This window comes from Burkholderia sp. LAS2, assembly GCF_018417615.1.
Classification (GTDB): domain Bacteria; phylum Pseudomonadota; class Gammaproteobacteria; order Burkholderiales; family Burkholderiaceae; genus Burkholderia; species Burkholderia sola.
Map to the genome: position 1 here is coordinate 1,416,574 of NZ_CP071052.1, position 26,622 is coordinate 1,443,195.

At 65.6% G+C, this 26,622-nt stretch carries 23 protein-coding genes and 1 tRNA gene; 13 read left to right on the top strand and 11 right to left on the bottom strand.

Going from position 1 to position 26,622, the window contains the following annotated elements:
- Positions 1–212: 212 nt before the first annotated feature.
- A complete protein-coding gene (locus JYG37_RS06605; protein WP_213345956.1) occupies positions 213–1,430 on the top strand; it encodes a Bcr/CflA family multidrug efflux MFS transporter in 1,218 nt (405 codons plus the stop codon).
- 170 nt (positions 1,431–1,600) lie between these two features.
- On the opposite strand, the gene JYG37_RS06610 is transcribed toward JYG37_RS06605, so the two are convergent.
- From JYG37_RS06610 to zwf, 6 genes are all read right to left on the bottom strand, one after another.
- Entirely contained in the window at positions 1,601–2,032 is a 432-nt protein-coding gene (locus JYG37_RS06610) for a type VI secretion system amidase immunity protein Tai4 (protein WP_213345957.1), read from the bottom strand.
- Between the two features lie 103 nt (positions 2,033–2,135).
- Positions 2,136–2,492 (bottom strand): DUF1493 family protein, encoded by a 357-nt coding sequence (locus tag JYG37_RS06615; RefSeq protein WP_124556067.1) that lies wholly within the window; start codon positions 2,490–2,492, stop codon positions 2,136–2,138.
- Positions 2,492–2,923 carry an STM2901 family protein gene (locus JYG37_RS06620; protein ID WP_213345958.1) on the bottom strand — a complete coding sequence of 144 codons (432 nt, stop codon included), beginning with the start codon at positions 2,921–2,923 and terminating at the stop codon, positions 2,492–2,494. The genes JYG37_RS06615 and JYG37_RS06620 overlap by 1 nt, the downstream gene beginning before the upstream one ends.
- A 575-nt stretch (positions 2,924–3,498) precedes the next feature.
- Positions 3,499–5,427, bottom strand: coding sequence for a bifunctional transcriptional regulator/glucokinase (locus tag JYG37_RS06625; RefSeq protein ID WP_124637787.1), 1,929 nt, complete (start codon positions 5,425–5,427; stop codon positions 3,499–3,501).
- Positions 5,405–6,085 carry a 6-phosphogluconolactonase gene (gene pgl / locus JYG37_RS06630; protein WP_050011604.1) on the bottom strand — a complete coding sequence of 227 codons (681 nt, stop codon included), beginning with the start codon at positions 6,083–6,085 and terminating at the stop codon, positions 5,405–5,407. Before pgl ends, JYG37_RS06625 begins: the two co-directional genes overlap by 23 nt.
- 88 nt (positions 6,086–6,173) lie before the next feature.
- A complete protein-coding gene (gene zwf, locus JYG37_RS06635; protein WP_124556065.1) occupies positions 6,174–7,643 on the bottom strand; it encodes a glucose-6-phosphate dehydrogenase in 1,470 nt (489 codons plus the stop codon).
- A 431-nt stretch (positions 7,644–8,074) separates the two neighbouring features.
- Here zwf and JYG37_RS06640 point away from each other — a divergent pair, with 431 nt between their 5' ends.
- The 4 genes from JYG37_RS06640 (at position 8,075) to JYG37_RS06655 (ending at position 12,477) form a co-directional block, all read left to right on the top strand.
- Entirely contained in the window at positions 8,075–9,322 is a 1,248-nt protein-coding gene (locus tag JYG37_RS06640) for an ABC transporter substrate-binding protein (protein WP_124629861.1), read from the top strand.
- Positions 9,323–9,460: 138 nt separating this feature from the next.
- Positions 9,461–10,399, top strand: a complete 939-nt coding sequence (locus JYG37_RS06645) for a carbohydrate ABC transporter permease (protein WP_213345959.1) — start codon at positions 9,461–9,463, stop codon at positions 10,397–10,399.
- Positions 10,389–11,246, top strand: a complete 858-nt coding sequence (locus tag JYG37_RS06650; protein ID WP_011544828.1) for a carbohydrate ABC transporter permease — start codon at positions 10,389–10,391, stop codon at positions 11,244–11,246. Before JYG37_RS06645 ends, JYG37_RS06650 begins: the two co-directional genes overlap by 11 nt.
- A 112-nt stretch (positions 11,247–11,358) precedes the next feature.
- Positions 11,359–12,477 carry an ABC transporter ATP-binding protein gene (locus tag JYG37_RS06655; protein WP_050011602.1) on the top strand — a complete coding sequence of 373 codons (1,119 nt, stop codon included), beginning with the start codon at positions 11,359–11,361 and terminating at the stop codon, positions 12,475–12,477.
- Positions 12,478–12,580: 103 nt separating this feature from the next.
- Here JYG37_RS06655 and JYG37_RS06660 read toward each other — a convergent pair whose 3' ends face one another.
- The 3 genes from JYG37_RS06660 to trxB all read right to left on the bottom strand — a co-directional run bounded on the left by JYG37_RS06660 (position 12,581) and on the right by trxB (position 15,068).
- Positions 12,581–13,204 carry a trimeric intracellular cation channel family protein gene (locus tag JYG37_RS06660; protein ID WP_011544829.1) on the bottom strand — a complete coding sequence of 208 codons (624 nt, stop codon included), beginning with the start codon at positions 13,202–13,204 and terminating at the stop codon, positions 12,581–12,583.
- Entirely contained in the window at positions 13,191–13,970 is a 780-nt protein-coding gene (locus JYG37_RS06665) for a Smr/MutS family protein (RefSeq protein WP_213345960.1), read from the bottom strand. Before JYG37_RS06665 ends, JYG37_RS06660 begins: the two co-directional genes overlap by 14 nt.
- A 135-nt stretch (positions 13,971–14,105) precedes the next feature.
- Complete coding sequence (trxB, locus tag JYG37_RS06670; RefSeq protein ID WP_050011600.1) at positions 14,106–15,068, bottom strand: thioredoxin-disulfide reductase; 963 nt, start codon at positions 15,066–15,068, stop codon at positions 14,106–14,108.
- Positions 15,069–15,452: 384 nt separating this feature from the next.
- Between trxB and JYG37_RS06675 the strand changes: the two genes are divergently transcribed.
- From JYG37_RS06675 to JYG37_RS06685, 3 genes are all read left to right on the top strand, one after another.
- The gene (locus JYG37_RS06675; RefSeq protein ID WP_050011599.1) at positions 15,453–17,762 is read left to right on the top strand and encodes a DNA translocase FtsK; all 2,310 of its coding nucleotides are present in this window, start codon (positions 15,453–15,455) and stop codon (positions 17,760–17,762) included.
- A 46-nt stretch (positions 17,763–17,808) separates the two neighbouring features.
- Positions 17,809–18,498 (top strand): outer membrane lipoprotein chaperone LolA, encoded by a 690-nt coding sequence (gene lolA / locus JYG37_RS06680; RefSeq protein ID WP_050011598.1) that lies wholly within the window; start codon positions 17,809–17,811, stop codon positions 18,496–18,498.
- Positions 18,499–18,711: 213 nt separating this feature from the next.
- The gene (locus tag JYG37_RS06685; protein ID WP_011544833.1) at positions 18,712–20,022 is read left to right on the top strand and encodes a replication-associated recombination protein A; all 1,311 of its coding nucleotides are present in this window, start codon (positions 18,712–18,714) and stop codon (positions 20,020–20,022) included.
- Between the two features lie 43 nt (positions 20,023–20,065).
- On the opposite strand, the gene JYG37_RS06690 is transcribed toward JYG37_RS06685, so the two are convergent.
- Positions 20,066–20,335: a DUF2164 domain-containing protein gene (locus JYG37_RS06690; RefSeq protein WP_050011597.1), complete on the bottom strand. Its 270-nt coding sequence runs from the start codon at positions 20,333–20,335 to the stop codon at positions 20,066–20,068.
- A gap of 247 nt (positions 20,336–20,582) precedes the next feature.
- Between JYG37_RS06690 and serS the strand changes: the two genes are divergently transcribed.
- Positions 20,583–21,884: a serine--tRNA ligase gene (gene serS / locus JYG37_RS06695; protein WP_050011596.1), complete on the top strand. Its 1,302-nt coding sequence runs from the start codon at positions 20,583–20,585 to the stop codon at positions 21,882–21,884.
- Positions 21,885–21,999: 115 nt separating this feature from the next.
- A tRNA-Ser gene (locus tag JYG37_RS06700) sits at positions 22,000–22,090 on the top strand.
- 351 nt (positions 22,091–22,441) lie between these two features.
- Here the strand turns inward: JYG37_RS06700 and JYG37_RS06705 are convergent.
- A complete protein-coding gene (locus tag JYG37_RS06705; RefSeq protein WP_124637791.1) occupies positions 22,442–23,602 on the bottom strand; it encodes an alkane 1-monooxygenase in 1,161 nt (386 codons plus the stop codon).
- A 557-nt stretch (positions 23,603–24,159) separates the two neighbouring features.
- Here JYG37_RS06705 and JYG37_RS06710 point away from each other — a divergent pair.
- The 3 genes from JYG37_RS06710 (at position 24,160) to minD (ending at position 26,614) form a co-directional block, all read left to right on the top strand.
- Positions 24,160–24,783 (top strand): GNAT family N-acetyltransferase, encoded by a 624-nt coding sequence (locus tag JYG37_RS06710; RefSeq protein ID WP_244140649.1) that lies wholly within the window; start codon positions 24,160–24,162, stop codon positions 24,781–24,783.
- Between the two features lie 170 nt (positions 24,784–24,953).
- The gene (gene minC, locus JYG37_RS06715) at positions 24,954–25,739 is read left to right on the top strand and encodes a septum site-determining protein MinC (RefSeq protein WP_046545139.1); all 786 of its coding nucleotides are present in this window, start codon (positions 24,954–24,956) and stop codon (positions 25,737–25,739) included.
- A gap of 59 nt (positions 25,740–25,798) precedes the next feature.
- On the top strand, positions 25,799–26,614 hold the full coding sequence (minD, locus tag JYG37_RS06720; protein ID WP_006476635.1) for a septum site-determining protein MinD: 816 nt from the start codon (positions 25,799–25,801) through the stop codon (positions 26,612–26,614).
- The last annotated feature ends 8 nt before the right edge of the window (positions 26,615–26,622 follow it).

The following is a 26,622-nucleotide window of genomic DNA, read 5'->3' on the forward strand; positions in this document are numbered from 1 at the left end:
GAGGCAAGCAGCAAGCTTAATCGAATCCACCCGCGTGCTCGTTCGGCGCACGACGAGCGTGGGTGTATCGCCGCCCGCCGCCGCACGTGGCGCGAGGCAGGCAAAAAAGTTGCGCGTACAATCATGGGCCTGAACGCGCCGCTTGCGGCGCGGCCTCCCGTCTTCACCGCCACGCGCGCCCCGATGCGCGCGGGCTCCCATTCCGGATACCCATGTCTCACGTCGTCCGGCGCCGGCCCGATGCCCGGCTGATCCTGTTGCTCGGCGCGCTCGCGGCCTGCGGGCCGATCGCCACCGACATGTACCTGCCGAGCCTGCCGTCGATCGCTGCGGGCTTCTCCGTGAGCCCCGGCGCCGCGCAGCGCACGCTGACGAGCTTCATGGCCGGCTTCTCGATCGGCATGCTGCTGTACGGCCCGCTGTCCGACACGTGGGGCCGCCGCCCCGTGCTGCTCGGCGGGATCGCGCTGTTCACGCTCGCGAGCATCGGCTGCTTCGTGTCGGGCTCGATCGACATGCTGATCGTCGTGCGTTTCCTGCAGGCGCTCGGCGCCGGCGCCGCGTCGGTGCTCGCACGGGCGATCGCGCGCGACGCGCACGAGCCGAGCGACGCGGCGAAGGTGCTGTCGATGGTCGCGATCGTCACCGCGGTCGGGCCGCTGCTCGCGCCGCTGATCGGCGGCCAGATCCTGCGTTTCTCCGGCTGGCGCGGCGTGTTCGTCGTGCTGGCCGTGTTCGGCGCGCTATGCGCGACGACGGCGTACTTGCGCGTGCCTGAAACCTGGCCGAAGGAGCGGCGCAAGAGCGCGGCCGTGCTCGCGTCGTTCGCGTCGTACGGGCGCATCCTGTCCGACCCCGTCGCATGGGGGCACATGCTGTGCGGCGGGATGGCGTTCGCGTCGATGTTCTCGTACATCACCGCGACGCCGTTCGTGTACATCGAGTATTTCCACGTGTCGCCGCAGCACTACGGGCTGCTGTTCGGGCTGAACGTCGTCGGGATCATGATCGGCAACTTCGCGAACACGCGGCTCGTCGGCCGCATCGGCTCGCTGCGCATCATCTCGGCCGCATCGCTCGTGAGCTGCATCGCGTCGCTCGCGGTCGCGTTCGTCGCGCTGACGGGGTTGGGCGGGCTGTGGTCGATCGTCGTGTGCCTGTTCTTCGTCGTCGGCGTGGTCGGGATTTTGTCCGCGAACTGCACGACCGACCTGATGCACCGCTATCCGCACAACGCGGGCGCGTCGGCGGCGGTGTTCGGCGCGATGCAGCTCGCGCTCGGTGCGCTGGCGAGCGTCGCGATCGGCGCACTCGCGGACGGCACGCCGTTCGCGATGGGCGTGACGATCGGCGTCACCGGCGTGCTGTGCTTCGTCGGGCGCTATCTGGTGCTGCGCTGGCATGGACGGCCGGTGAAAGCGGGCGCTTGAGCCACGTGACGGGACAGGCGGGCGAGGGAACCGTGGAGCGTGAACGAGCCTGGGCTGCGATTTGCTTCTGATCACCTCGCGGGCACCCCGTCGCGTCGAACAGCAATTTCGCGGTGTCCGGATGCGCGTGTCGTCAATGCGGCCCATGCATTTGTCTTTTCAAGCCCGCGTCACCTGGAACGGTCAGACGAACGATTGTCGAGTTCGTAGCTGCGCTTTGGGTTGATCACGAACCGCTTGGCTTGGGCGTCGAGTTCCCTGCTGTGGTACAGATCCAGGCATTTCAAAAAATCGAATTTCACGCCTTTGATTTCGGATTCGACGATCGGATTGCGATAGTCGCGTGCAAGAAAACGATTGACCAGCGATTTGCCCGTGTCGGGGTTCCGTTCCAGATCGAAGTCGGTCCAATCCATTAGTGCACTGGCGCTGCTTCCCGCGTCCATCGCAGCGGACGGTTCATTCCGATAAGCGGTCGCGACGCATTCGGCGAGCACCATGTCCTTGTAGTTCTGCGCGTAGGTTCGGGCGCCGGCTTGTGGCGACGACGACGTATCCGTGGCGTGGCTGGGTTGTGCCGCGAACATCAGGGCCCAGAACATCACACACCGGAGCAGTGGATTTTGTCTGATGGCAGACTCCAGAGGTATGCACAGATCCAACACATCGCCTAAAAGATGAACCGGTCTATGTGGCTAGGAGCAATCAGCGCGGTAGGCTTTCCAAGCGCTGATTGCTCCACTCTCCATCCAAAATAGCCTGATAGAGCATGCCTAGAGTCAGTGGTACTTTGTCATATTTTTCTCGGCGTTTTCTGGAGAAAGCCATCCGCGCCACTTCAATCAAGCTAAAGCCCTCTCCTGAGAAGTAGCGATTGAACTCAAAATCTCCAACTTGCACTGGAAATTTATCGAAGAAGCGCTCCATAAACTCGACCGCATCGTCGCCAGTGATATCCAAATCACCCTCGACGGCATGATCTTTTGTGAGAATTTTTTTGGGGCTGACACCGGCCTCCTTTCTCACGAAATCCTCAAACTCGTCCCATGTAAACTGGCTCATCAGAACACCTTGTCCTCAGGCTTAACAAGCGCGTTATAGCGCGACACGGAACGAATGCTGATCATCGTGACATCCTTGGCAGCAATGACCCACCCAACGACAGGAACTGCGCGCCCAACGAAAACCCCAATGTTTCTTACCAGAATGAACTTCAAGCGCTTGACGCTGGCATTGGTCAATGTTGGGAGGATTTTCTTCTTCAAATCGTAGTCCAGATACTTGCGACTCAATATCGACGCAACAGAATTCCCCGGCGTGGTACCAAAGGGCTTTGCTCGTGTTGGCATCCAATTTTGACCGGCCACAATGGCAACCACTGCTGCTACATCGTCAACACCAAGTTCCTTGCATGTCTCATCGATAAAGATAAGGAAAAACAGTTCCATTGGCGTGAGATCTCGATGTGTACCAACGGCATAGGTATTGTTCATTATAGTATTCCTCTCTCAGGCTATCGACGAGGCTGAAACCTCGAAGAGAACGATCCCGTGCCTATTGCCCAGGGTGCTGCCTCCCAGCGAAGGCGGGAATTTGATCACTTCTGCTTTGTCACATCGCTGGATATTGGTGGCCACGTTGCCACCAATCGTCAAGGCAACTTTCTCCGCGGAATTTATCGGCGCGTAAATGCGCATTGCATGCTGCCCATGCGGCTGAAAAACGTGGTCTAGGCATATCCCTCTCCGCAAACTGGATGAACGTGATGCTGTCGAAGCCAATCGGGGTTCTGTGAGAAACGTGTCATTTCTCGCGTCGGACCGGGATGGCTGCATCACGCGGAGTGAAGGAAGTTACCGAGCCTGGGCAACTCCTGACAATTGGACTTGTTCGAAAATAGGAGCGTGTACGAACGTATGACGTCACGCGCAGCCATAGGTAGAAGGCATCGTCGATACCTGCCGAGCCGCTGTTGTTCGCGCCGATGCCGATCATGCAAAAACACCCCGAACGCCGGCTTGAATCCAGCGTTCGGGGTGTCGTGGATCGACGGCGTTTCGTCGAAGCGTCAGTCCCGCGCGACGTCCTTCGCCGCCGGCGATGCGCCGTGGCTCAACCAGTCGAGCACGTCGGCCGTTTCGTCGTCGCTCGCTCGCGCCCGCGCCTGCGCGACGGCCTCCGGCAACTCACCGTTGGTCGACGCGCGACGAATCGCAACGCCGACCGCGAGGATGTCGATCATCAGCAGATGCAGGACCCGCGAGATCATCGACAGCTGCGACTCGCGCATCTCGATGTGGTCGGTCTCGAGCGCGACGGTCGCGCGCTTCGCGAGCGGCGTGTTGCTCGACGTGATCGCGATCACCTTCGCGCCGGCCTGCATCGCGACGTCGAGCACGCGCAGCAGTTCGGGCGCGCGCCCCGACTTCGACACCGCGACGATCACGTCGCCCTTGCCGAGCAGCGCGGCCGACGCGGCCTGCATGTACAGGTCGCCGTACGCGATCGTCGGGATCCCGAAGCGGAAGAACTTGTAGTGCGCGTCCTGCGCGACGATGTTCGAGTTGCCGAGCCCGTAGAACTCGATGCGGCGCGCGCCGTTCAGGATCTCGATCGCGTTCTCGACGTGCTCGAAATTCAGGTGCTCGCGCAGTTGCAGGATCGCGGACACCGTGTTGTCGAGCACCTTCGCGCCGAAGTCGGTGGCCGTATCGCCGAGATGCACCTGGCTGTGGCTCATCGGAATCGTGCCGGTGAGACCGGTCGCGAGCTTCAGCTTGAAATCCGACAGCCCCTGGCAGCCGAGCGAGCGGCAGAAGCGGATCACGGTCGGCTGGCTCACGTCGGCCTTGCGCGCGATGTCGACGATCGGATCGTTGATGATCGAGCGCGGATGGTTCAGCGCGAGATCGGCGACGCGGCGCTCGGCCGGCGTCAGCGCGTCGCGCATCTGGCGGATCCGCTCGAACACGGCCGACGACGCACCGCCCGAACGGTTCGACAACTGTTCCGCGAGGATCGCCGATACGCCGAGGAACGCCGGGTATTCGGCGGTGATCAGGTAGGTCGGGATGTTCTCGAGGTAGTGCGTGAAGCGGCCCTTCGCCTCGAAGCGCGCGCGGAACGACGAGCGCGTGAACAGCTCGCCCAGCTTCAGTGCGACGCCGCCGCCGATGTACACGCCGCCGAGCGCGCCGAGCGTCAGCGCGACGCTGCCCGCGAACGCGCCGAGAATCCCGCAGAAGCATTCGACCGTCTCGAGCGCGAGTGAGTCGCCCGCATGTGCGCGCTCGACGATCTCGACCGTGTCGACGGATGCGGCCACCCGCTTCTTGTCGCGCGCGGCGAGCGCACGATAGATGATCTCCATGCCGGGGCCCGCGCACACGCGCTCGAACGACACGTGCGGAAACTTCTTGCGCGCGTATTGCAGCACGAGATCCTCGCGCTCGTCCTGCGGCGCGAACGAGGCGTGACCGCCTTCGCTGCCGAGCGCGATCCAGCGGTCGTCGGCCGGAATCAGGCCCGACACGCCGAGCCCGGTACCGGGCCCGAGCAGCCCGATCACGCTGTTCTGGCGGCGCGCGCCGCCGCCGACCTGCACGCGCTGCGCATCGGTCAGGCCCGGCAGCGCCATCGCGAGCGCGGTGAAGTCGTTGACGACGAGCAGCGTGTCGAAGCCGAGCGCGCGGCGCGTCGCCTCGATCGAGAAGCTCCAGTCGTGATTGGTCATCGTGACCTGGTCGCCGTCGACCGGGTTCGCGATCGCGATCGCCGCGTGGTTCACGCGGCTGATCTTCACGTCCTTCAGATACTTGCGGATCGCGTCGGTGATCGTCGGATAGTCGGCGCCGGGATAGACGCGAATCTGCGTGATCTCGCCCGGGCCGGTTTCCAGCGCGAAGCGCGCGTTGGTGCCGCCGACGTCCGCGAGCAGGCGCGGGCCGTCGGCATGCTGACCCGCGACGACCGCCTTACTTTGCGCACCAGTAGACATCGAGCTGGGTCCCCTTGTCGTTGGCCAGTTGGGAAATCGCGTTCTTCTGCAGCGACGCGGCCGCGGCGTCGAGCACGTCGCGTTTGCGCTCGCCCGCGATCAGCAGGAACAGCCGGTCGACGCGCTTCAGCGCATCGAGCGAATAGCTCACGCGCGCATGGGGCGCGGCGCCCGGATGCACGGCGACGAACCGCTCGGGCGTCGTGATCGCGTGGTCCCATTCGGGCGCGTCGGCGAAGATCGACGCGGTGTGGCCGTCCTCGCCCATGCCGAGCACGGCGACGGTCGGCACGCGGTAGTCGGCGTTCGCGTTGAGCGCGGCGACGTGCGCATCGAGCGTGGTGCGCGTGTCGACGAGCGGCAGGAAGCGGGCAGGGGCCGCCGCGTGTTGCAGCAGCGTGTCGCGCACGAGTTGCGCGTTGCTGGCCGCGTCGTCGTCCGGCACCCAGCGGTCGTCGACCAGCGTGACGTCGACGCTGGCCCAGTCGAGCGTCGCGTGCGACAGCGTATGCAGGAACGGGCGCGGGCTGGTGCCGCCGGACACCGCGAGCGTCGGGCGCGCGGGGCGGGCGAGCGCCGCGCGCAGCGCTTCGCCGACGGCGCGCGCGAGCGCTTCGCTTTGCGCTTCCTGGGTGTCGAAAGCGTGGATCTCGATCACATCTCCTCCGGACTGCTTTGTCTGTTCAAATCGTACGAATCGTGATGCACGTTGCCGCGTACGGTGGCGTACGCCGCAACGGTTTGGTTCAGTTTTCTTCTTCGAGCCAGCAGGTGTCGTGCTGCGCGAGCATCGCGCTCGACGCGGCCGGCCCCCACGTGCCCGCCGCATACGGCTTCGGCGGCTTCAGCGTGCGCGTCCATTCGTTCAGGATCGGCTCGACCCACTGCCATGCGGCTTCCTGTTCGTCGCGACGCACGAACAGCGCGAGCCGGCCGTTGATCACGTCGAGCAGCAGGCGCTGGTACGCCTCCATCTGCCCTTCCTTGAAGAACTGGTCGAACGCGAGGTCGAGGTGCACGCTCGCGAGGTTCATCCCTTCGCCCGGCTGCTTCGCGAGGCAGTACAGGCGGATCGTCTCGTTCGGCTGCAGCCGGATCACGAGACGATTCGAACCGGGGCGCAGCGCGGTCGGCCCCAGCGCCGAATGCGGTACCGGGCGGAAGTTGACGACGATCTCCGCGACGCGGTCGGCCAGACGCTTGCCGGTGCGCAGGAAGAACGGCACGCCGGCCCAGCGCCAGTTCTCGATCTCGACCTTCAGCGCGACGAAGGTTTCGGTCTGGCTGTCGGGCTTCACGCCCGGCTCGGTCGCATAGGCCGGCACCTGCGCGCCCTTGATCACGCCCGCATGATACTGGCCGCGCACGGCAACCTTGCCGATGTCGCGCGGGTCGACCGGCTTCAGCGCGCGCAGCACGCGCAGCTTTTCGTCGCGCACCGAGTCGGAATCCATCGAGTGCGGCGGCTCCATCGCGACGATCGACAGCAGCTGCAGCAGGTGGTTCTGCACCATGTCGCGCAGCGCGCCCGTATTGTCGTAGAAATCGCCACGCGCCTCGACGCCGAGCTCTTCCGCGATCGTGATCTGGATGCTCTCGACCCATTCGCGGCGCCACAGCGGCTCGAACAGCGCATTGCCGAAGCGCAGCGCGAGCAGGTTCTGTACCGGCTCCTTGCCGAGGTAGTGGTCGATCCGGTAGATCTGGCCTTCCGCGAAGATCTCGCCGACCGCGTCGTTGATCGCGTTCGACGATTTCAGGTCGTAGCCGAGCGGCTTCTCGAGCACGATGCGCGCGCCTTCGTTCAGGCCGACCGCCGCGAGCGCCTTGCAGATCGGCACGAACAGCGACGGGCCCGTCGCGAGATAGAACACGCGGATGCCGGGCAGCGAGGCGACCGCGTCGCGCAGCACGACGTAGTCCTCCGCGCGGCCGAGATCGAGGTTCACGTACTCGATGCGGTCGAGAAACGACTGCCATGCCGCGTCGTCGAATGCTTTGCCGGCCGCTTTCGCCGCATGCGGCTTCACGTGCGTGTCGACCCATTCGAGATAGGCCGCCCGATCCGATTCGTGTCGCGCCACGGCGACGATCCGGCCGCCCGTCGCCAGCATGTTCGCGCGATGCGCTTCGAACAGCGCGGGCAGGATCTTGCGCATCGACAAATCGCCGGTGCCGCCGAAAAGTACGAAGGTAAAGCTGGAATCGGTATGCATGTGTCTCCGCCGTGTTGGGGGTGCCCGGAAGCGATCCGTAGTGCGATAAAAATATTTTTGACACTGAATTGTAGTTTAACTACAATCCGCCGCAAGGGGTAGCACCTGGGTGAAGAAAAAAAGAAGTGCGGTCGATGAACTGCGCGAGCTTCGCCTTCGGGAGCGCCTTGTGCCGAATGTTATCGGACATTGGCGGCGCGCACCGTTGGCGTGCCGTCGGCCCCGGGCTCGCGTCGCATCATCGCGGCGGGCCAGAAACACAAAGAGGAGACACGCCGTTGAATCTCGATTCACGCTTTCTGTAAGAGCCCGGCCGGTCATCGGCCCCGTACGCTGCATGCGTCCCGCGGCTCGATTTCCCCGTCGTTATCAAGAAGCCGGTTCCCGGTCAGGGAACCTCACGAGTTGATTCAGTCTGGAGGAGATAAGTAATGAAAGTTCGCTCGATCATGGGCGCGCTCTGCGCCGCAGGCCTGATGGCTGGCGCCGTGGCGGCGCAGGCAGCCGAGAACGTAACCGTGCTGCACTGGTGGACCTCGGGCGGCGAGTCGAAGGCCGTCGGCGTGCTGAAGGACGACCTGCAGAAGCAGGGCTACGTGTGGAAGGACTTCGCGGTCGCGGGCGGCGCCGGCGCCGCGGCGATGACCGCGCTGAAGACCAAGGTGATCAGCGGCGATTCTCCGTCGGCCGCGCAGATCAAGGGCCCGCTGATCCAGGACTGGGCCGACCAGGGCGTGCTCGTCAACATCGATTCGGCCGCCGGCGACTGGAAACAGAACCTGCCGCCGGAAATCGACAAGATCATCAAGTACAAGGGCCATACCGTCGCCGCGCCGTTCTCGGTGCACCGCGTCAACTGGCTGTACATCAACAAGGCCGCGCTCGACAAGGTCGGCGCGAAGGTGCCGACCACCTGGCCTGAATTCTTCGCGGTGGCCGACAAGCTGAAGGCCGCAGGCATCCAGCCGGTCGCGATGGGCGGCCAGCCGTGGCAGGACCTGACGCTGTGGGAAGACGTCGTGCTGTCGCAGGGCCCGGCGTTCTACAAGAAGGCGCTGGTCGACCTCGACCAGGCGACGCTGACGTCGCCGCAGATGCTGTCGGTGTTCGACACGGTGCGCAAGATCCAGGGCTACTTCGACAACGGCCGTAACGGCCGCGACTGGAACCTGGCGACCGCGATGGTCATCAACGGCAAGGCCGGCATGCAGTTCATGGGCGACTGGGCGAAGGGCGAGTTCGAGAACGCCGGCAAGAAGGCGGGCAAGGACTACGTCTGCGCGCCGGTGCCGGGCACCGCGAATTCGTACACGTTCAACGTCGACTCGTTCGTGTTCTTCCAGCAGAAGGGCGAGAAGAACGCGACGCCGGGCCAGCTCGCGCTCGCGAAGACGATCATGACGCCGGACTTCCAGGAGCAGTTCAGCCTGCTGAAGGGCTCGGTGCCCGTGCGTCTCGGCGTGAAGATGGACAAGTTCGACGATTGCGCGAAGAAGTCGTACGCCGACGAGCAGACCGCGATCAAGTCGGGCGGCTTCGTGCCGTCGCTCGCGCACGGCATGGCGCAAAGCGACGCGACCGCCGGCGCGATCACGGACGTCGTGACGAAGTTCATGAACTCGCAGCAGGATTCGAAGAGCGCGGTCGCCGCGCTCGCGAAGGCCGCGAAGGTCAAGTAACGCGCGCCAGGCGCCCGGCCGGACACGCTTCATCGGCCGGGCGTTTTTGCATGTGCAGCAAACGGGCTCGCCCGCGGGCCCGTGCCGTACCCGGCGCCGGCCCGGCCTGCGTCGCCCTCGTTCCAGGAGTCGAATCAAGTGGCTGCCCCTCTTAGCGGAAACGGATCCGGCGCTGCCGCCGCACGGCGTACGTCGCCGATGTCGGCCTTCGCCGATCGCTGGATCCCGAAGCTCGTGCTCGCGCCGAGCGTCGCGATCGCCGTGGTGTTCATCTACGGCTTCATCCTGATTACCGGCTATCTGTCGCTGACCCGCTCGCGGCTGTTGCCCAACTACGAATTCGACGGCTTCGGCCGTTACACGGATCTGTTCCAGAACGACGTGTGGTGGACCTCCGCCGCGAACCTCGGCTGGTTCGGGATCCCGTTCATCGCGATCTGCGTCGGGCTCGGCCTGTTCCTCGCGATCCTGCTCGACCAGCGGATCCGCAACGAAGGCGCGCTGCGCGCGATCTTCCTGTACCCGATGGCGCTGTCGTTCATCGTGACCGGCACCGCATGGCAGTGGATCCTGAACCCGGGCCTCGGCCTCGAGAAGGTGATGCACGACTGGGGCTGGACCAGCTTCTCGTTCGGCTGGCTCGACGATCCGGACAAGGCGATCTTCTGCGTGGTGTTCGCGGCCGTGTGGCAGTCGACCGGCTTCGTGATGGCGCTGTTCCTCGCGGGGCTGCGCGGCGTCGACGGCGAGATCTTCAAGGCCGCGCAGGTCGACGGCGCGACGCTGCCGACCATCTACCGCAAGATCGTGATCCCGAGCATGCGCCCGGTGTTCTTCTCGGTGCTGCTGATCCTCTGCCACATCACGATCAAGACCTTCGACCTCGTCGTCGCGCTGACGGCGGGCGGCCCGGGCACGTCGTCGTCGCTGCCGGCCATGTTCATGTACACGTTTTCGTTCAACCGCGGCCAGCTCGGGCTCGGCGCGGCGTCCTCGGTGATGATGCTCGCGACCGTCGTCGCGGTGCTGGTGCCGCTGATGTATATGGAATCGAGGAGCACCCGCAATGCAGCCTAAGATGACGATCAGCCGGGCAGTGATCTATGCGGCACTGATCCTGTTCGCGCTGTATTTCCTGTTCCCGATCTACGTGATGCTGTCGACGTCGTTCAAGGATCTCGACCAGTTGCGCACCGGCAACCTGCTGACGCCGCCCACCACGTGGACCGTCGACCCGTGGGTGAAGGCATGGAGCGGCGCCTGTACCGGCGTGCGCTGCGACGGCATGAAGCCGTTCTTCCTGAACTCGCTGCAGATGGTGATTCCGGCCGTGCTGATCTCTTCGCTGATCGGCGCGTTCAACGGCTACGTGCTCACGCACTGGCGCTTTCGCGGCGCCGACGCGCTGTTCACGATGATGCTGGTCGGCTGCTTCATCCCGTTCCAGGTGATCCTGCTGCCGATGGCGCGCCTGCAGGGGATGCTCGGCCTCGCCAACACGATTCCGGGCCTCGTGTTCGTGCACGTCGTGTACGGGATCGCGTTCACGACGATGTTCTTCCGCAACTTCTACGTGAGCGTGCCGGCCGAACTCGTGAAGGCTGCCCGCATCGACGGCGCCGGCTTCTTCACGATCTTCACGAAGATCCTGCTGCCGGTGTCGCTGCCGATCTTCATGGTGTGCCTGATCTGGCAATTCACGCAGATCTGGAACGACTTCCTGTTCGGGATCGTGTTCTCCGGCGTCGATTCGATGCCGATCACGGTCGCGCTGAACAACCTCGTCAACACGTCGACGGGCGTGAAGGAATACAACGTCGACATGGCCGGCGCGATCATCGCCGCGCTGCCGACGCTGCTCGTCTATATCGTCGCCGGCCGCTACTTCGTGCGCGGGCTGACGGCGGGCGCGGTGAAGGGGTAGGCGCGGCGTTATCCGATACGACGAACCGGCCGCGCACCACGCGCGGCGCATCGAAACGAACCCGACGCGGCGCCCGAGTGCGCCGCGCGAGACGAGACAGAGGATTCACAGCATGGCAAGCCTTTCCATCCGTGACGTGTACAAGACCTACCCGAACGGGGTGCCGGTCCTGAAGGGTGTCGACATCGAGATCGAGGACGGACAGTTCCTGATCCTGGTCGGCGGCTCGGGCTGCGGGAAATCGACGCTGCTCAACATGATCGCCGGGCTCGAGACCGTCACGAGCGGCGAGATCTGCATCGACGGCAAGGTCGTCAACGACCTGTCGCCGAAGGATCGCGACATCGCGATGGTGTTCCAGTCGTACGCGCTGTATCCGTCGATGACGGTGCGCGAGAACATCTCGTTCGGCCTGAACATCCGCAAGGTGCCGAAGAACGAGCAGCAGCAGATCGTCGACCGCGTGTCGGCGATGCTGCAGATCCAGCATCTGCTCGACCGCAAGCCGGGCCAACTGTCGGGCGGCCAGCGCCAGCGCGTCGCGATGGGCCGCGCGCTCGCGCGCGATCCGTCGCTGTTCCTGTTCGACGAACCGCTGTCGAACCTCGACGCGAAGCTGCGCATCGAGATGCGCGCGGAAATCAAGCTGCTGCACCAGCGTCTCGGCACGACGATCGTCTACGTGACGCACGACCAGATCGAGGCGATGACGCTCGGCGACCGGATCGCGGTGATGAAGGACGGCGTGGTCCAGCAGTTCGGTGCGCCGCAGGAGATCTACGATTCGCCGTCGAACCTGTTCGTTGCGGGGTTCATCGGCGCGCCGCCGATGAACTTCATCAACGGCAAGCTGGTCGAGCAGGGCAGCGGGATCGCGCTCGAAATCGACACGGGCCTCGCGCGCAGCGCGCTGATCCTGCCGTTCGACGCGGCGAAACTGAAGTCGCACGTCGGCCGCGAGGTGATCCTCGGCCTGCGTCCGGAGCGCATCACCGACGCGCGCAACGCACATCACGGCGAGACGTCGAAGCTGCAGCCGATCGACGTGCGCGTCGACGTGACGGAGCCGACCGGCCCGGACACGCACGTGTTCGCGCAGGTGAACGGCAAGCGGATCGTGAGCCGCGTGCATCCGGCCGCGAACCCGCAGCCGGGGCAGACGCAGTCGCTGCTGTTCGACGTGTCGAAGGCCGTGCTGTTCGATCCGGCGTCGGAAGAGCGGATCGCGTGACGCGACGCTTGCGCTGAACGAAAGACAAAGGGGCCGTTTCGATGAACGGCCCCTTTTTCGTTTCCGCGATGCGGACGATTCGTCCGCGGATGCGTCGGTCAGGTCAATGCGGCAACCGCACGTCGAACTTGAACGTCGCGAGCCGTGCGACGAGGATGAAGCCGGTCGCGAGCAGCACGCTGTACACCGAGTCGAACTGCAGCCACACGAGCAGCAGGTAGAACCAGCAGCCGACGAACGCGCAGGTCGCGTACGGCCGCGAATCGCGCAGGATCAGCGGGATGTCGTTGCACAGCACGTCGCGGACGATCCCGCCGACCACGCCGGTGATCACGCCCATCATCACCGCGATGAAGCGCGGCATCTCGGCGTCGAGCGCGATCGACGTGCCCGAGATGCTGAAGATGCCGAGCCCGATCGCGTCGGCGATCAGCAGCAGCCGTTCGGCCGACAGCCGCGACAGCATGCGCAGCACGAACGGCGCGAACAGCGCGAGCACGAAGATCGCGATCACATAGTCGTCGTGCACGACCCAGTAGAACGGCCGGCGCTCGAGCAGGATGTCGCGCAGCGTGCCGCCGCCGAAGGCGGTCGCGAGCGCGACGACGAACGTGCCGACCGAGTCGAGGCGGTTCTTGCGCGCCTCGATGAACCCCGAAATCGCGAAAGCCAGCGTAGCGATCGCCTCCAGTATCGCGATCGCGAGCGTCAGCCTAGGATGCGGCACGCGGCCCCCGGTCGGCCGGCGCCGCGTGCGGCTGCAGCAGCACCAGCACCGCGCCCGCGCCGCCGTCGTGGCCGCGCGCCTCGCAGAATGCGATCACTTCTTCCTTCTGCACGAGCCACGCGCGCACCTTGCCCTTCAGCACCGGTTCCTTGCCGATCGAGCCGAGCCCCTTGCCGTGGATCACGCGCAGGCAGCGCAGCCCTTTCTTGCCGGCTTCGCGGATGAATTCGGCGAGCGCATCGCGCGCTTCGTCGCGCCGCATCCCGTGCAGATCGATCTGCGCCTGCACGATCCATGCGCCGCTTCTCAGCTTGCGCACGACGTCGCGGCTGATGCCGGGGCGGTGGTAATACAGCGAGTCGTCGCTGTCGAGCAGCGTCTCGGGATCGAATTCGTCGGACAGCGTCGCATTCAGCACGGCTTCCTCGTCGCGCTGCGTCTGTTTCGGCACCGGGTCGGGCGGCATGCGGCCCGACGACGCGCGCGGCGGCGCGTTCAGCGGCCGGATCGTGCCGATTTCGTTGCGGAACAGGTTCGCGTCGGCTTCCGCCTTGCGCTCGGCCTGCACGGTTTCGATGCGCGCGCGCTCGCGCCGATCGGCTTCGCCTTGCAGCGACTTGCGCAATGCGCCGAGGCCCGCGAGGCCCTGGCCGCGCAACGCGGCCGCATCGGGCGCGGGCGGCGGCGCGGCGGGCGCCGCGGGGACGGGGCGGGCAGCGATCTTCCGCTTCGCGGGATCGCTCGGATGGGGCTGGTTCTTCGCCATGATTCGGTAACGGAGCAGGCGCGTTCGGGCGCGCGGGCAGAAAAAAGCCGCTGCGCGGCGGCAGCGGCTTTCCGGTAGAGCCCGCTTCGCGGCAGCGGACGCCATTGTAGCGCCCGCCGCGGCAAGGCTCCCCGCTTACTTCTTGTCGTGCAGGCTTTCGAGGTAGCGCTGCGCGTCGAGCGCGGCCATGCAGCCCGTGCCCGCACTGGTGATCGCCTGGCGGTACACGTTGTCCTGCACGTCGCCCGCGGCGAACACGCCCGGCACGCTCGTCGACGTCGCGTTGCCTTGCAGGCCGCTCTTCGTCAGGATGTAGCCGTCCTTCATCTCCAGCTGGCCCTGGAACAGGTCGGTGTTCGGCTTGTGGCCGATCGCGACGAACACGCCCTGCACGTGCAGGTCTTCCGTCGCGCCGGTCTTCACGTTCTTGATACGCAGGCCCGTGACGCCCGATTCCTCGCCCGTCACTTCGTCGAGCACGTGATCCCACTTGATGTCGACGACGCCTTCCTTTTGCTTCTCCAGCAGGCGGTCGATCAGGATCGGCTCCGCGCGGAACTTGTCGCGGCGGTGGATCACCGTGACCTTCTTCGCGATGCCGGTCAGGTAGAGCGCTTCCTCGACGGCCGTGTTGCCGCCGCCGATCACCGCGACTTCCTGGTTGCGATAGAAGAAGCCGTCGCAGGTCGCGCAGGCCGACACGCCCTTGCCCATGAACGCTTCCTCGGAGGCCAGGCCGAGATACTGCGCGGACGCGCCGGTCGCGATGATCAGCGAATCGCACGTGTATTCGCCCGAGTCGCCGATCAGCCGGATCGGCTTTTCGTGCAGCTTCGCGGTGTGGATGTGGTCGAAGACGATTTCGGTGTTGAAGCGCTCCGCGTGCTCCTGGAAGCGCGCCATCAGTTCCGGGCCTTGCACGCCCTTCGCGTCCGCCGGCCAGTTTTCGACATCGGTCGTGGTCATCAGCTGGCCGCCCTGTGCGATGCCGGTGATCAGCACCGGGGACAGGTTGGCGCGTGCCGCGTAGACGGCAGCCGTGTAGCCGGCGGGGCCGGAACCGAGAATCAGGACTTTGGCGTGTTTGGGCGTGGACATGTGCGAATCCGTAAAAGGCGGCTGCGGCGGGCGGGATAAGGCTCGCCGGACGGTCCGGGTTGACCGGGATGCCGTCATAGATGGGTATCAGACGCGCATTATAAAGGCCCCGTTGCTGCGCTGCCGAACGAGAGTTTCAATCGTGGCGATAGCGTTTCGCGGCGTGCCGTCCGTACCGGGGCAACGGGCCGGGCGGCAGCCTGCCATGCGGCGGCGCGTTGTCGCAAGGGCGGGCATCCGGCCCGGTGGAGGCCGGCCGCGCCGGTTCGGCATGCCGTCCCCGTTATGTAACCGTCATTTACACTTGGCGGCCCAGTGCAGCGTTTACAATAAGCGCGATCGAACGACAGGCGGGCGCACGGCCCGTCCTCTTTATACGGATTCATGGCAAAAGCTCCTTATTCCGCCCAGGCACAGGCGTTGCCGCACCGGATGTCGAAGCTCCTCACGGAGATCCGCTGGATTCTCCAGGTCGCGCTCTGCGCCTTTCTGGTGATGGCCCTGCTGAGCTACAGCCGGCGCGATCCGAGCTGGACGCACGCCGCCCAGGTCGATCACATCTCGAACTGGGCCGGCCGCGTCGGCGCATGGACGGCCGACATCATCCTGCTGCTGTTCGGCCTGTCGGCCTACTGGCTGATCGTGCCGCTCGGGCGGCGCATCGCCGTCAACTACCGCCGCATCACGCGCCACGACGCGATTCCCGACGAACCGGAGCGGCCGATCGGCTGGCTCACCGAGATCTTCGCGTTCGTGCTGGTCGTGCTCGCGTGCGACGGCATCGAGGCGCTGCGCATGTGGTCGCTGAAGGTGCAGTTGCCGCGCGCGCCGGGCGGCGTCGTCGGCGAGGCCGTCGCGGGCGCGATGTCGCATGCGTTCGGCTTCACGGGCGGCACGCTGCTGCTGCTGATCGCGCTCGCGATCGGCCTGTCGCTGTATTTCCGCTTCTCGTGGCTGTCGGTCGCCGAGCGCGTCGGCGGCGCGATCCTGTCCGCCGTCAACGTCGCGAAGCTGCGCCGCGAGGCCGAGCGCGACCGCAAGCTCGGCGAGGCCGCCGCGGTACGCCGCGAAGGCAAGGTCGAGGAAGAGCGCGTGCGTATCGAGGATCACGAGCCGGTGACGATCGTGCCGCCGGTCGTCACGCCGGCGAAGTCCGAGCGCGTCGAGCGCGAGCGCCAGGTGCCGCTCTTTACCGACCTGCCGGGCGATTCGACGCTGCCGCCGGTGTCGCTGCTCGACCCGGCGCCGAAGACGCAGGAAGCGATTTCCGCCGATACGCTCGAATTCACGTCGCGCCTGATCGAGAAGAAGCTCAAGGACTTCGGCGTCGAGGCGAGCGTCGTCGCCGCGTATCCGGGCCCGGTCGTCACGCGCTACGAGATCGAGCCGGCCACCGGCGTGAAGGGCAGCCAGATCGTCAACCTCGCGAAGGATCTCGCGCGTTCGCTGTCGCTCGTGTCGATCCGCGTGGTCGAGACGATTCCCGGCAAGAACTACATGGCGCTCGAGCTGCCGAACCAGCGCCGGCAGACGGTGCACCTGTCCGAGATCATCGGCTCCGAGGTGTATGCGGCCGCGTCGTCGGCGCTGACGCTGAGCCTCGGCAAGGACATCGGCGGCAAGCCGGTGTGCGCGGATCTCGCGAAGATGCCGCACCTGCTGGTGGCCGGTACGACCGGTTCGGGCAAGTCGGTCGGGATCAACGCGATGATCCTGTCGCTGCTGTACAAGGCCACCGCCGACCAGGTGCGCCTGATCCTGATCGATCCGAAGATGCTCGAAATGAGCGTCTACGAAGGCATTCCGCACCTGCTGTGCCCGGTCGTCACCGACATGCGCCAGGCCGGCCATGCGCTGAACTGGACGGTCGCGGAGATGGAGCGCCGCTACAAGCTGATGAGCAAGCTCGGCGTGCGCAACCTCGCCGGCTACAACAACAAGATCGACGAGGCGGCGAAGCGCGAGGAGAAGATCCCGAACCCGTTCAGCCTGACGCCGGAAGATCCCGAGCCGCTCGGCCGCCTGCCGAACATCGTCGTCGTGATCGACGAGCTGGCCGACCTGATGATGGTCGTCGGCAAGAAGGTCGAGGAACTGATCGCGCGGATCGCGCAGAAGGCGCGGGCGGCCGGCATCCACCTGATCCTCGCGACGCAGCGGCCGTCCGTCGACGTGATCACCGGCCTGATCAAGGCGAACGTGCCGACGCGGATCGCGTTCCAGGTCTCGTCGAAGATCGACTCGCGCACGATTCTCGACCAGATGGGCGCCGAATCGCTGCTCGGGATGGGCGACATGCTGTACCTGCCGCCCGGCTCGGGGCTGCCCGTGCGCGTGCACGGCGCGTTCGTTGCCGACGACGAAGTGCACCGCGTCGTCGAGAAGCTCAAGGAGCAGGGCGAGCCGAACTACGTCGAGGGTCTGCTCGAAGGCGGCACCGCCGACGGCGACGAGGGCTCGGCCGGCGCGGGAACCGGCGAAGGCGGCGGCGAGTCTGATCCGCTGTACGACCAGGCGGTCGAGATCGTCATCAAGAACCGCCGCGCGTCGATCTCGCTCGTGCAGCGCCATCTGCGAATCGGCTACAACCGCGCGGCGCGGCTGCTCGAGCAGATGGAGCAGTCGGGGCTCGTGTCGGCGATGTCGTCGAGCGGCAACCGCGAAATTCTTGTGCCGGCGCGCGACGCGGAATGAGTCCGCGGCGCCCGCAGCGCCGGCCACCCACGGAGAAAACCGCAATATGCAGCAACATTCGTTCGCAATGTCCCTTCGTTCGACGCGGCGCTGGCTCGGCGCGGCGCTCGCCGGCGCATCGCTGATGCTCGCGGCGACGCACGCGTTCGCGGGTGGCACCGAGCAACTGAAGGCCTTCGTGTCCCAGGTGCGTTCGGCGAAGGGCGATTTCACGCAGCAGATCGTCAAGGCGCCGGCCAAGGGCGCGAGCGCCGTGCAGGCCGCACCGAAGCCCACCGACAATTCGAGCGGCACGTTCGTGTTCGCGCGGCCGGGCAAGTTCATCTGGACGTACCAGAAGCCGTACCAGCAGGTGCTGCAAGCCGACGGCGACAAGCTCTACGTGTACGACCGCGACCTGAACCAGGTTACCGAGCGCAAGCTGAACGGCGCGCTGGGCGCGAGCCCCGCGGCGATCCTGTTCGGCAGCAACGATCTCGACAAGAACTACACGCTGCGCGATGCCGGCGAGAAGGGCGGCATCGAATGGCTCGAGATGCTGCCGAAGGCGCAGGACACGCAGTTCCAGCGGATCGGCATCGGTTTCCGCAACGGCACGCTTGCTGCGATGGAGCTGCACGACGTGTTCGGCAACGTGACGCTGCTGACCTTCACGAACATCCAGACGAACCCGTCGCTGAAGGGCGATACGTTCAAGTTCGTCGTGCCGAAGGGCGCGGACGTGATCAACGGCTGACCTTCGCTGCGCCGTTTTCCCGACACGGGCCTGCCGGCGACGGCAGGCCCGTGTTGTTTGGGGACGCGTGTAACGGACGCGTGTAACGGACGCGTGTAACGGACGCGTGTAACGGACGCGGGTACCAGGCCCGGCGGCGCGCTCGCGCGGCTGTCATAATGTCAGGTCCGGCGGCCGGTTCGGCCGCGACCGTTTGATGTGGAGCGAGGGTTCATGTCCGACCTGTTTCAAGTCGAGCCGCGCCGCCCGCTCGCCGAGGCGCTGAGGCCGAAGACGCTCGCCGAGGTGATCGGCCAGACGCATTTGCTGGGCGAAGGCAAGCCGCTGCGGCTCGCGTTCGAATCGGGCAAGCCGCATTCGATGATCCTGTGGGGGCCGCCCGGCGTTGGCAAGACGACGCTCGCGCGGCTCACCGCGCTCGCGTTCGACTGCGAGTTCATCGCGCTGTCCGCCGTGCTCGGCGGCGTGAAGGACATCCGCGAGTCGATGGAGCAGGCGAAGGACACGCTGAACCGTACCGGCCGCCACACGATCCTGTTCGTCGACGAGATCCACCGTTTCAACAAGGGGCAGCAGGATGCGCTGCTGCCGTTCGTCGAATCGGGCCTCGTGACCTTCATCGGCGCGACGACCGAAAACCCGAGTTTCGAGGTCAATTCGGCATTGCTGTCGCGGGCGCAGGTGTACGTGCTGAAGTCGCTGAACGATGACGAGATGCGCCAGTTGCTGAAGCGTGCGCAGGAAATCGCGCTCGACGGCCTCGCGTTCGACGACAAGGCGATCGATACGCTGGTCGGCTACGCGGACGGCGACGCGCGCCGCTTCCTGAACCTGCTCGAACAGGCGCAGACGGCGGCGACGTCGGCCGGGGTCGCGACGATCGATGCCGATTTCGTCAGCAACGCGATGACGCTGAACGCGCGGCGCTTCGACAAGGGCGGCGACAATTTCTACGACCAGATTTCGGCGCTGCACAAGTCGGTGCGCGGGTCGAGCCCGGACGGCGCGCTGTACTGGTTCTGCCGGATGATCGACGGCGGCGCGGATCCGAAGTATCTCGCGCGGCGCATCGTGCGGATGGCGTGGGAAGACATCGGCCTGGCCGACCCGCGCGCGTTGCAGGTGGCGAACGACGCGGCCGAAACCTACGAGCGGCTCGGCTCGCCGGAAGGCGAACTCGCGCTCGGGCAGGCGGTGATCTATCTCGCGTGCGCGGCGAAGAGCAACGCCGGCTACAACGCGTTCAACCAGGCGATGGCGTTCGTGAAGCAGGACAAGTCGCGCGAGGTGCCCGTGCACCTGCGCAACGCGCCGACCAGGCTGATGAAGGAGCTCGGCTACGGCCACGCTTATCGTTACGCGCACGACGAGCCGAACGCGTACGCGGCCGGCGAGACGTACCTGCCGGACGGGATGCGCGAGCCGCGCTGGTATCAGCCGGTGCCGCGCGGGCTCGAGTCGAAGATCGCCGAGAAGCTCGCCTGGCTGCGCGAGCTCGATCGCGAGGCCGGCAAGAAGGATTGACGGCGCCGCGCGCGCCGGTTCGATCCGCGCCGCCGCGCAGGCGTCAGCGCTTGCGGGCCGGCTGCTGTTTCTTCCAGTATTCGAACGGCTCTTCGTGGCATTCGATGTCGAGTTCGGCGACCCGCGCATGCAGGCGTTCCTGCGCGTCGGCGATCGCGAGGTTGTAGATCGCCGGCGCGACTTCCTGAATGAAGAAATGCAGCAGCGCGCCGGCCTGGATGTTGCCGATCGGCTCGTCCATGTTTTCTGTGAAATAACGTTGCAGCGACGCGATCGCGCGGTCGCGGACATCCTTGTCGAGTTCGATGGTCATCGGATTCCTTGGGAGCTGTGACGCGGAGCCGGCGCTCCGCCCGATTCGGTTGCCGCCGGCCGGCGCGGGCGTGGTGCGATCCGTCATGGCCACGCGCGCGGCAATTCGCCGGCCGCCGAGGCGGCGGGCCGCGAATGCGATACTGCCATGGCTGCCCATTTGCGGCATTGTCCGTCCGGCCGACGCCGTGGCGGCCGCGCGGTGCGTTAGAATTCCCGTCTTACACAACGATTTTCCAAGTCCTCCCATGCTCGACATCCAGTTGCTGCGCAAAGACCTCGACGGCGTCGCCAAGCGCCTCGCCGATCGCGGCTACACCCTCGACGTCGCCGCGTTCTCCGCACTCGAAGCGGAACGCCGCGCGATCCAGACCCACACCGAAGAGCTCCAGGCGCGCCGCAACAGCCTGTCGAAGCAGATCGGCGCGATGAAGGGCAAGGGCGAGGACACGTCGGCCGTGATGGCCGAGGTCAGCGGGATCGGCGACGACATGAAGGCGTCGGAAGCCAAGCTCGGCGAGATTCAGGCGCGCTTGTCCGACCTGATGCTGGGCATGCCGAACGTCGCGCACGACAGCGTGCCGGTCGGCAAGGACGAAGCCGACAACGTCGAGGCGCGCCGCTGGGGCACGCCGCGGCAGTTCGATTTCGCGGTGAAGGATCACGTCGACGTCGGCACCCCGCTCGGCCTCGATTTCGAGACGGGCGCGAAGCTCGCCGGGGCGCGCTTCACGATGCTGCGCGGCCCGATCGCGCGCCTGCACCGCGCGCTCGCGCAGTTCATGATCGACACGCACACGCAGCAGCACGGCTATACCGAAACGTATACGCCGTACATCGTGAACCCGGAGATTCTGTACGGCACGGGCCAGTTGCCGAAATTCGCGGACGACATGTTCCGCGTCGAGAAGGGCGGTGCGGAAAACACGGTCACGCAATACCTGATCTCCACGTCCGAGATTTCGCTGACGAACACCGTGCGCGAGTCGATCGTCGACGCGTCGGCGCTGCCGATCAAGCTCACCGCGCATTCGCCGTGCTTCCGCTCGGAAGCCGGTTCGTACGGCCGCGACACGCGCGGGATGATCCGTCAGCACCAGTTCGACAAGGTCGAGATGGTGCAGGTCGTCGCGCCGGAAACGTCGTACGCGGCGCTCGACGAGATGGTCGGCCACGCGGAAGCAATCCTGCAGAAGCTCGGCCTGCCGTACCGCGTGATCACGCTGTGCACGGGCGACATGGGCTTCTCGGCCGCGAAGACGTTCGATCTCGAGGTATGGCTGCCCGCACAGAACACCTATCGCGAGATCTCGAGCTGCTCGAACACAGAGGCGTTCCAGGCGCGCCGGATGCAGGCGCGGTTCCGCAACGCGCAGGGCAAGCCGGAGCTCGTGCATACGCTGAACGGTTCGGGCCTGGCGGTCGGCCGCACGCTCGTCGCGGTGCTGGAGAACTACCAGAACGCGGACGGCTCGGTCACGGTGCCGGAAGTGCTGCGTCCGTACATGGGCGGCATGGAGCGGATCGACGCGCCGGTGCAGGCGTCGTAACGCCGGTCTTTCGTGCCCTCGCAAAAAATTTGCAGAAAGGGCTTGTCAGCCGCGAATCGATCGTCTTATAATCTTTTTCTCGCGGAAACGACCAGCCGCGAAATGCAGTAAGGAAGGAGAGGTGGCAGAGTGGTCGAATGTACCTGACTCGAAATCAGGCGTACGGTTTCCCCGTACCGTGGGTTCGAATCCCACCCTCTCCGCCAAAATACGAAGCCCCTTGATCCGAAAGGATCAAGGGGTTTTTCGTTTTGGGTCGTCGGTGCAGTGCGTCGATTGCGGATGCGGTGACGCCAGGCGGCTACGGGCGCATCGCGTCGTGCCGCCTCTTCAATGCGGGCTCGCTGCATGACGAATACGGCCGCCCCGTGCCGCACTGACTGTCGGAAGTCCTGAAGGTTGTGCATGGCCGATTGCCGTCGTCACCGGGCCATGTTCGCGTTGCCGGAAATCGGGTGACGGCGTCGCTGCCGCACCGTGCGCATGCCAAACCGGATGCCGGCGCGCCGACCGTCTCAAGCAGCGCTCGCCGGCTTCTACACAGTGCTGCCGACCCATCAGCCCGCCGCCGGATACTGCGCCAGCACCCTGTCGCGGATCGCCGGCTTGATATTCGATTGCGCCATGTCGCCGCGATAGTGCGCGACGACCCGCGGGTTCATCACGCGATACCAGAGCGGCGGCACGTACGCGAACAGGATCATCGTCGCGTAGCCGGCCGGCAATTGCGGCGCATCGTCGAAGTGGCGCAGCGCCTGGTACGAGCGCGTCGGATTCGCGTGATGGTCGGCGTGCCGCTGCAACTGGTACAGGAACAGATTCGTGACGACGTGATTGCTGTTCCACGAATGCTGCGGCGTGCAGCGTTCGTAGCGCCCGTTCGGCAGCTTGCGTCGGCCGAGCCCGTAGTGCTCGACGTAGTTCACCACTTCGAGCAGCGACGCGCCGTAGACGGCCTGGATCACGAGGAACGGGATCACGACCTTGCCGGCCATCGCGATCGCGATGCCCCACACGACGGCGGTCATCGCCCACGCATGCAGTACTTCGTTGCGCCAGGTCCACGGCGAATGCCCGAGCCGTTCGAGGCGAGCCTGTTCGAGCCGCCACGCCGAGCGGATGCTGCCGGTCACCGTACGCGGCAGGAACGCCCAGAACGACTCGCCGTAGCGCGCGCTCGCCGGATCCTCGGCCGTCGCGACGCGCACATGATGGCCGCGATTGTGCTCGACGTAGAAGTGGCCGTACGCGACCGGCGCGAGCGTGATCTTCGCGAGCCAGCGTTCGAAGCGGTCGGTCTTGTGCCCGAGCTCGTGCGCGGTGTTGATCGAGATGCCCGTTGCGGCGCCGAGCGACAGCGCGAAGCCGACGTAGTCGTACCACGCGAGCGCGTGCGTGCCGACGATCCACACGCACATGAAGAACGCGACGTATTCGACGAACGTCGCGAGATAGACGATGTATCGGTAATAGCGCTCGCGTTCGAGGTGCGGCACGACCGCTTCGGGCGGATTGTCGCGATCGTCGCCGATCAGCGTGTCGAGGATCGGGATCACGCCGAACGCGAACAGCGGGCCGAACCACCAGAACACGTGAAGGCCCGTCGCCAGCGCGAGCTGCGCGGCGAGGATCGGCAGCGTGATCGTCAGCGCGCCGAGCAGCCACAGGTAACGCTTGCCATCCGACCAGCCCGAGGCCGATCCGTCGGTCATTGCCATTGTCTCCCTCCAGTCGGCCGGCCCGCAGGCGACCGCATGCAAGATCGTTCGAATCCTCGTGGTCCGCGACGCGCGCGGCAGCGCCGGATCGTTGCCCGGTTCTGCCTGTTATACGACTGGTGCGCGCACTTGCCAAACCCCCGCGCTAGGCGTGGCGCTCCAAACGACGAGGTGCGCGGGCCGGAGGGCGGGAGGGGCCGCTACGCGCCGATTGAAACGTGCCGACGACGGCGCATCGATCCGCGCGGCGGCGCCTTCGTCAGACGATTGGCTCGGCGTGCGGCGCGCACAGGCCGGTGTGACGGGGCTGCAACGAATGTTGCGTCGCAATAACGAGGCCGCCGAAGCAGGGGCGCCGCGCGCTTTTCTTTGGCTTATATTACGTAGCATTACGACCACGGCGACACGTTCCAACGCAGTGCCAAACCGGTCGGCCGCGCATCGCAAGGAGAACGACACAAAGCGCCGGATCACGCGATCGCGCCCACCGTCCCGTCGTCGCGCGCGTCGATGCCCCGATGCTGCACCTGCACACTGGGCGCCGCGAGTCGTCGCTGATGACATCTGCCGCCTTTCGATCCGCGCTGCCATTTGAAAATTACGATTTGACTCATGCCCCGCTTTCGGTTGAAGCTACTAGCTTGCTGTCCGAAGGGGGCTGTGCCTGCATGAGTTCGACCTTGACCGTTCGTCGTATCGCTGCCGATCAGGGCGGCGTGTATCGCGAACTCCGCGCCGCATCGCTGCGTGAGCCCTATGCGCCCGGCGAAGCGCCGGAGGCCGAATTGCTGACCGTCGAAACGGACGCGGCGTCGGCGATCGCCGCGCAGCGCGCCGTGTCCGACGAGTCGACGACTTTCCTGCTGTACACCGAAGGCCACCCGGCGGGCATGATCGGCGCGTATTTCGACAACACGCCCGATCGGCGCGCGTTCGTCAGCGAACTGTGGGTCGCGCATGCGGTGCGTCATCTGCGCGGCGGCGTGCTGCTGCTGGAGACGGCCACCGCATGGCTCGCCGAGCGCGGCGCCACCGACGTCTACGCGTGGATCGCCGATGCGAACCGCAACGCGATCCGCTTCTACGAGCGTGCCGGTTTCGGCAACACCGGTGAACATGCGCCGATCGCGCGGATGCCCGGCGCGATGAAATCGCTGTTCGTGTCGCAGGTGAAGCACTGACCCGACCTCGAAATAGCCCGCCGCGCGGCGCGACGAAAGCCCGATCGCCCGCTGGCCTGCCCGCCTGCCGATTGCGCGTCCGCCCGGGCCGCCGCAATCCCGAGTCCCAAAAATAATGGCCGCTCGCGTGGACGCCTGTAAAATACGCAAAAAATTTTTGCAGAGTGTCCATGTCGCTTAAAAAATCGCCATTCTTCGAGCTGCGCAGCGGATCGGTCGATACGTTGCTGTTCACCGTGAAGACGACCGATCTCGACGCGTTGCGTACCGAACTGGTCAAGCGCTTCGAAGCGACTCCCGAGTTTTTCGCCGACGATGTCGTCGCGATCGACGTCCGCCGCCTGGCTGACGGCGAGCGCGTCGCGCTCGCGGACATCCGCCAGATGCTGAACGACGTGCGGATGCGTCCGGTGGGCGTCGTCGCACTGGCAACGCAGGGCTGGGCGGGGGAAGCCGGCCTGCCGTTGCTGGAGGCGCGCGATCGCCGCGCGCCGGCCGCGAAACCGGCCGACGAAGCGGAACCGGCGGCCGTGCCAGCCGTCGAGCCCGCCGCCGCTGCGGCAGCCGCAGCGGCGCCCGAACAGCCGTCGGAACCCGCGCCGACACTCGTGCAGGCCGGCGGCCAGACGCTGGTGATCGACCGGCCGTTGCGTTCGGGGCAGCAGATTTACGCGAAAGGAGACCTCGTGGTGCTCGCGCCGGTCAGTCACGGCGCGGAAATCATCGCGGAAGGCAATATCCACATCTACGCGCCGTTGCGCGGCCGCGCGCTCGCGGGCGTGCACGGCAATCACGACGCGCGCATTTTCTGCACGTGTCTCGAACCGGAACTGATTTCGATCGCGGGTATCTATCGAACGACCGAGAACCCGCTGCCCGCCGACGTACTGGGCAAATCGGTACAGATCCGGCTCGAAGAGGAAAAACTGATGATCGAACCGCTGCGCCTGACGTGATTCACGCGGTGCGCTCCGGATCGATCGGCTCTCATTGACGAACACAGGGTATTGGGTAAATGGCAAAAATCATCGTGGTGACCTCGGGCAAGGGCGGCGTGGGCAAGACGACGACGAGCGCGAGCTTCGCGTCGGGTCTCGCGCTGCGCGGCCACAAGACGGCCGTGATCGACTTCGACGTCGGCCTGCGCAACCTCGATCTCATCATGGGCTGCGAGCGTCGCGTCGTATATGACCTCGTGAACGTGATCCAGGGCGAAGCGAACCTGAACCAGGCGCTGATCAAGGACAAGAAGTGCGAGAACCTGTTCATCCTGCCGGCGTCGCAGACGCGCGACAAGGATGCGCTGACGCGCGACGGCGTCGAGAAGGTGCTGAACGACCTCGTCGCGATGGACTTCGAATACATCGTCTGCGATTCGCCGGCCGGTATCGAGGCCGGTGCGCTGCACGCGATGTACTTCGCGGATGAAGCGCTGATCGTCACGAACCCGGAAGTGTCGTCGGTGCGCGACTCGGACCGCATTCTCGGCATCCTGTCGTCGAAGACGAAGCGCGCGACCGAAGGCAAGGAGCCGATCAAGGAACACCTGCTGATCACGCGTTACAGCCCGAAGCGCGTGAGCGAAGGCGAGATGCTGTCGCTCGAGGACATCAGCGAGATCCTGCGCATCAAGCTGATCGGCGTGGTGCCCGAATCGGAAGCCGTGCTGCATGCGTCGAACCAGGGTCTGCCGGCCGTGCATATCGACGGCACCGACGTCGCGGAAGCGTACAAGGACGTCGTCGCCCGCTTTCTCGGCGAGGACAAGCCGCTGCGCTTCACCGATTACCAGAAGCCGGGCCTGCTGCAGCGCCTCTTCGGCAGCAAGTAACGGAGGCC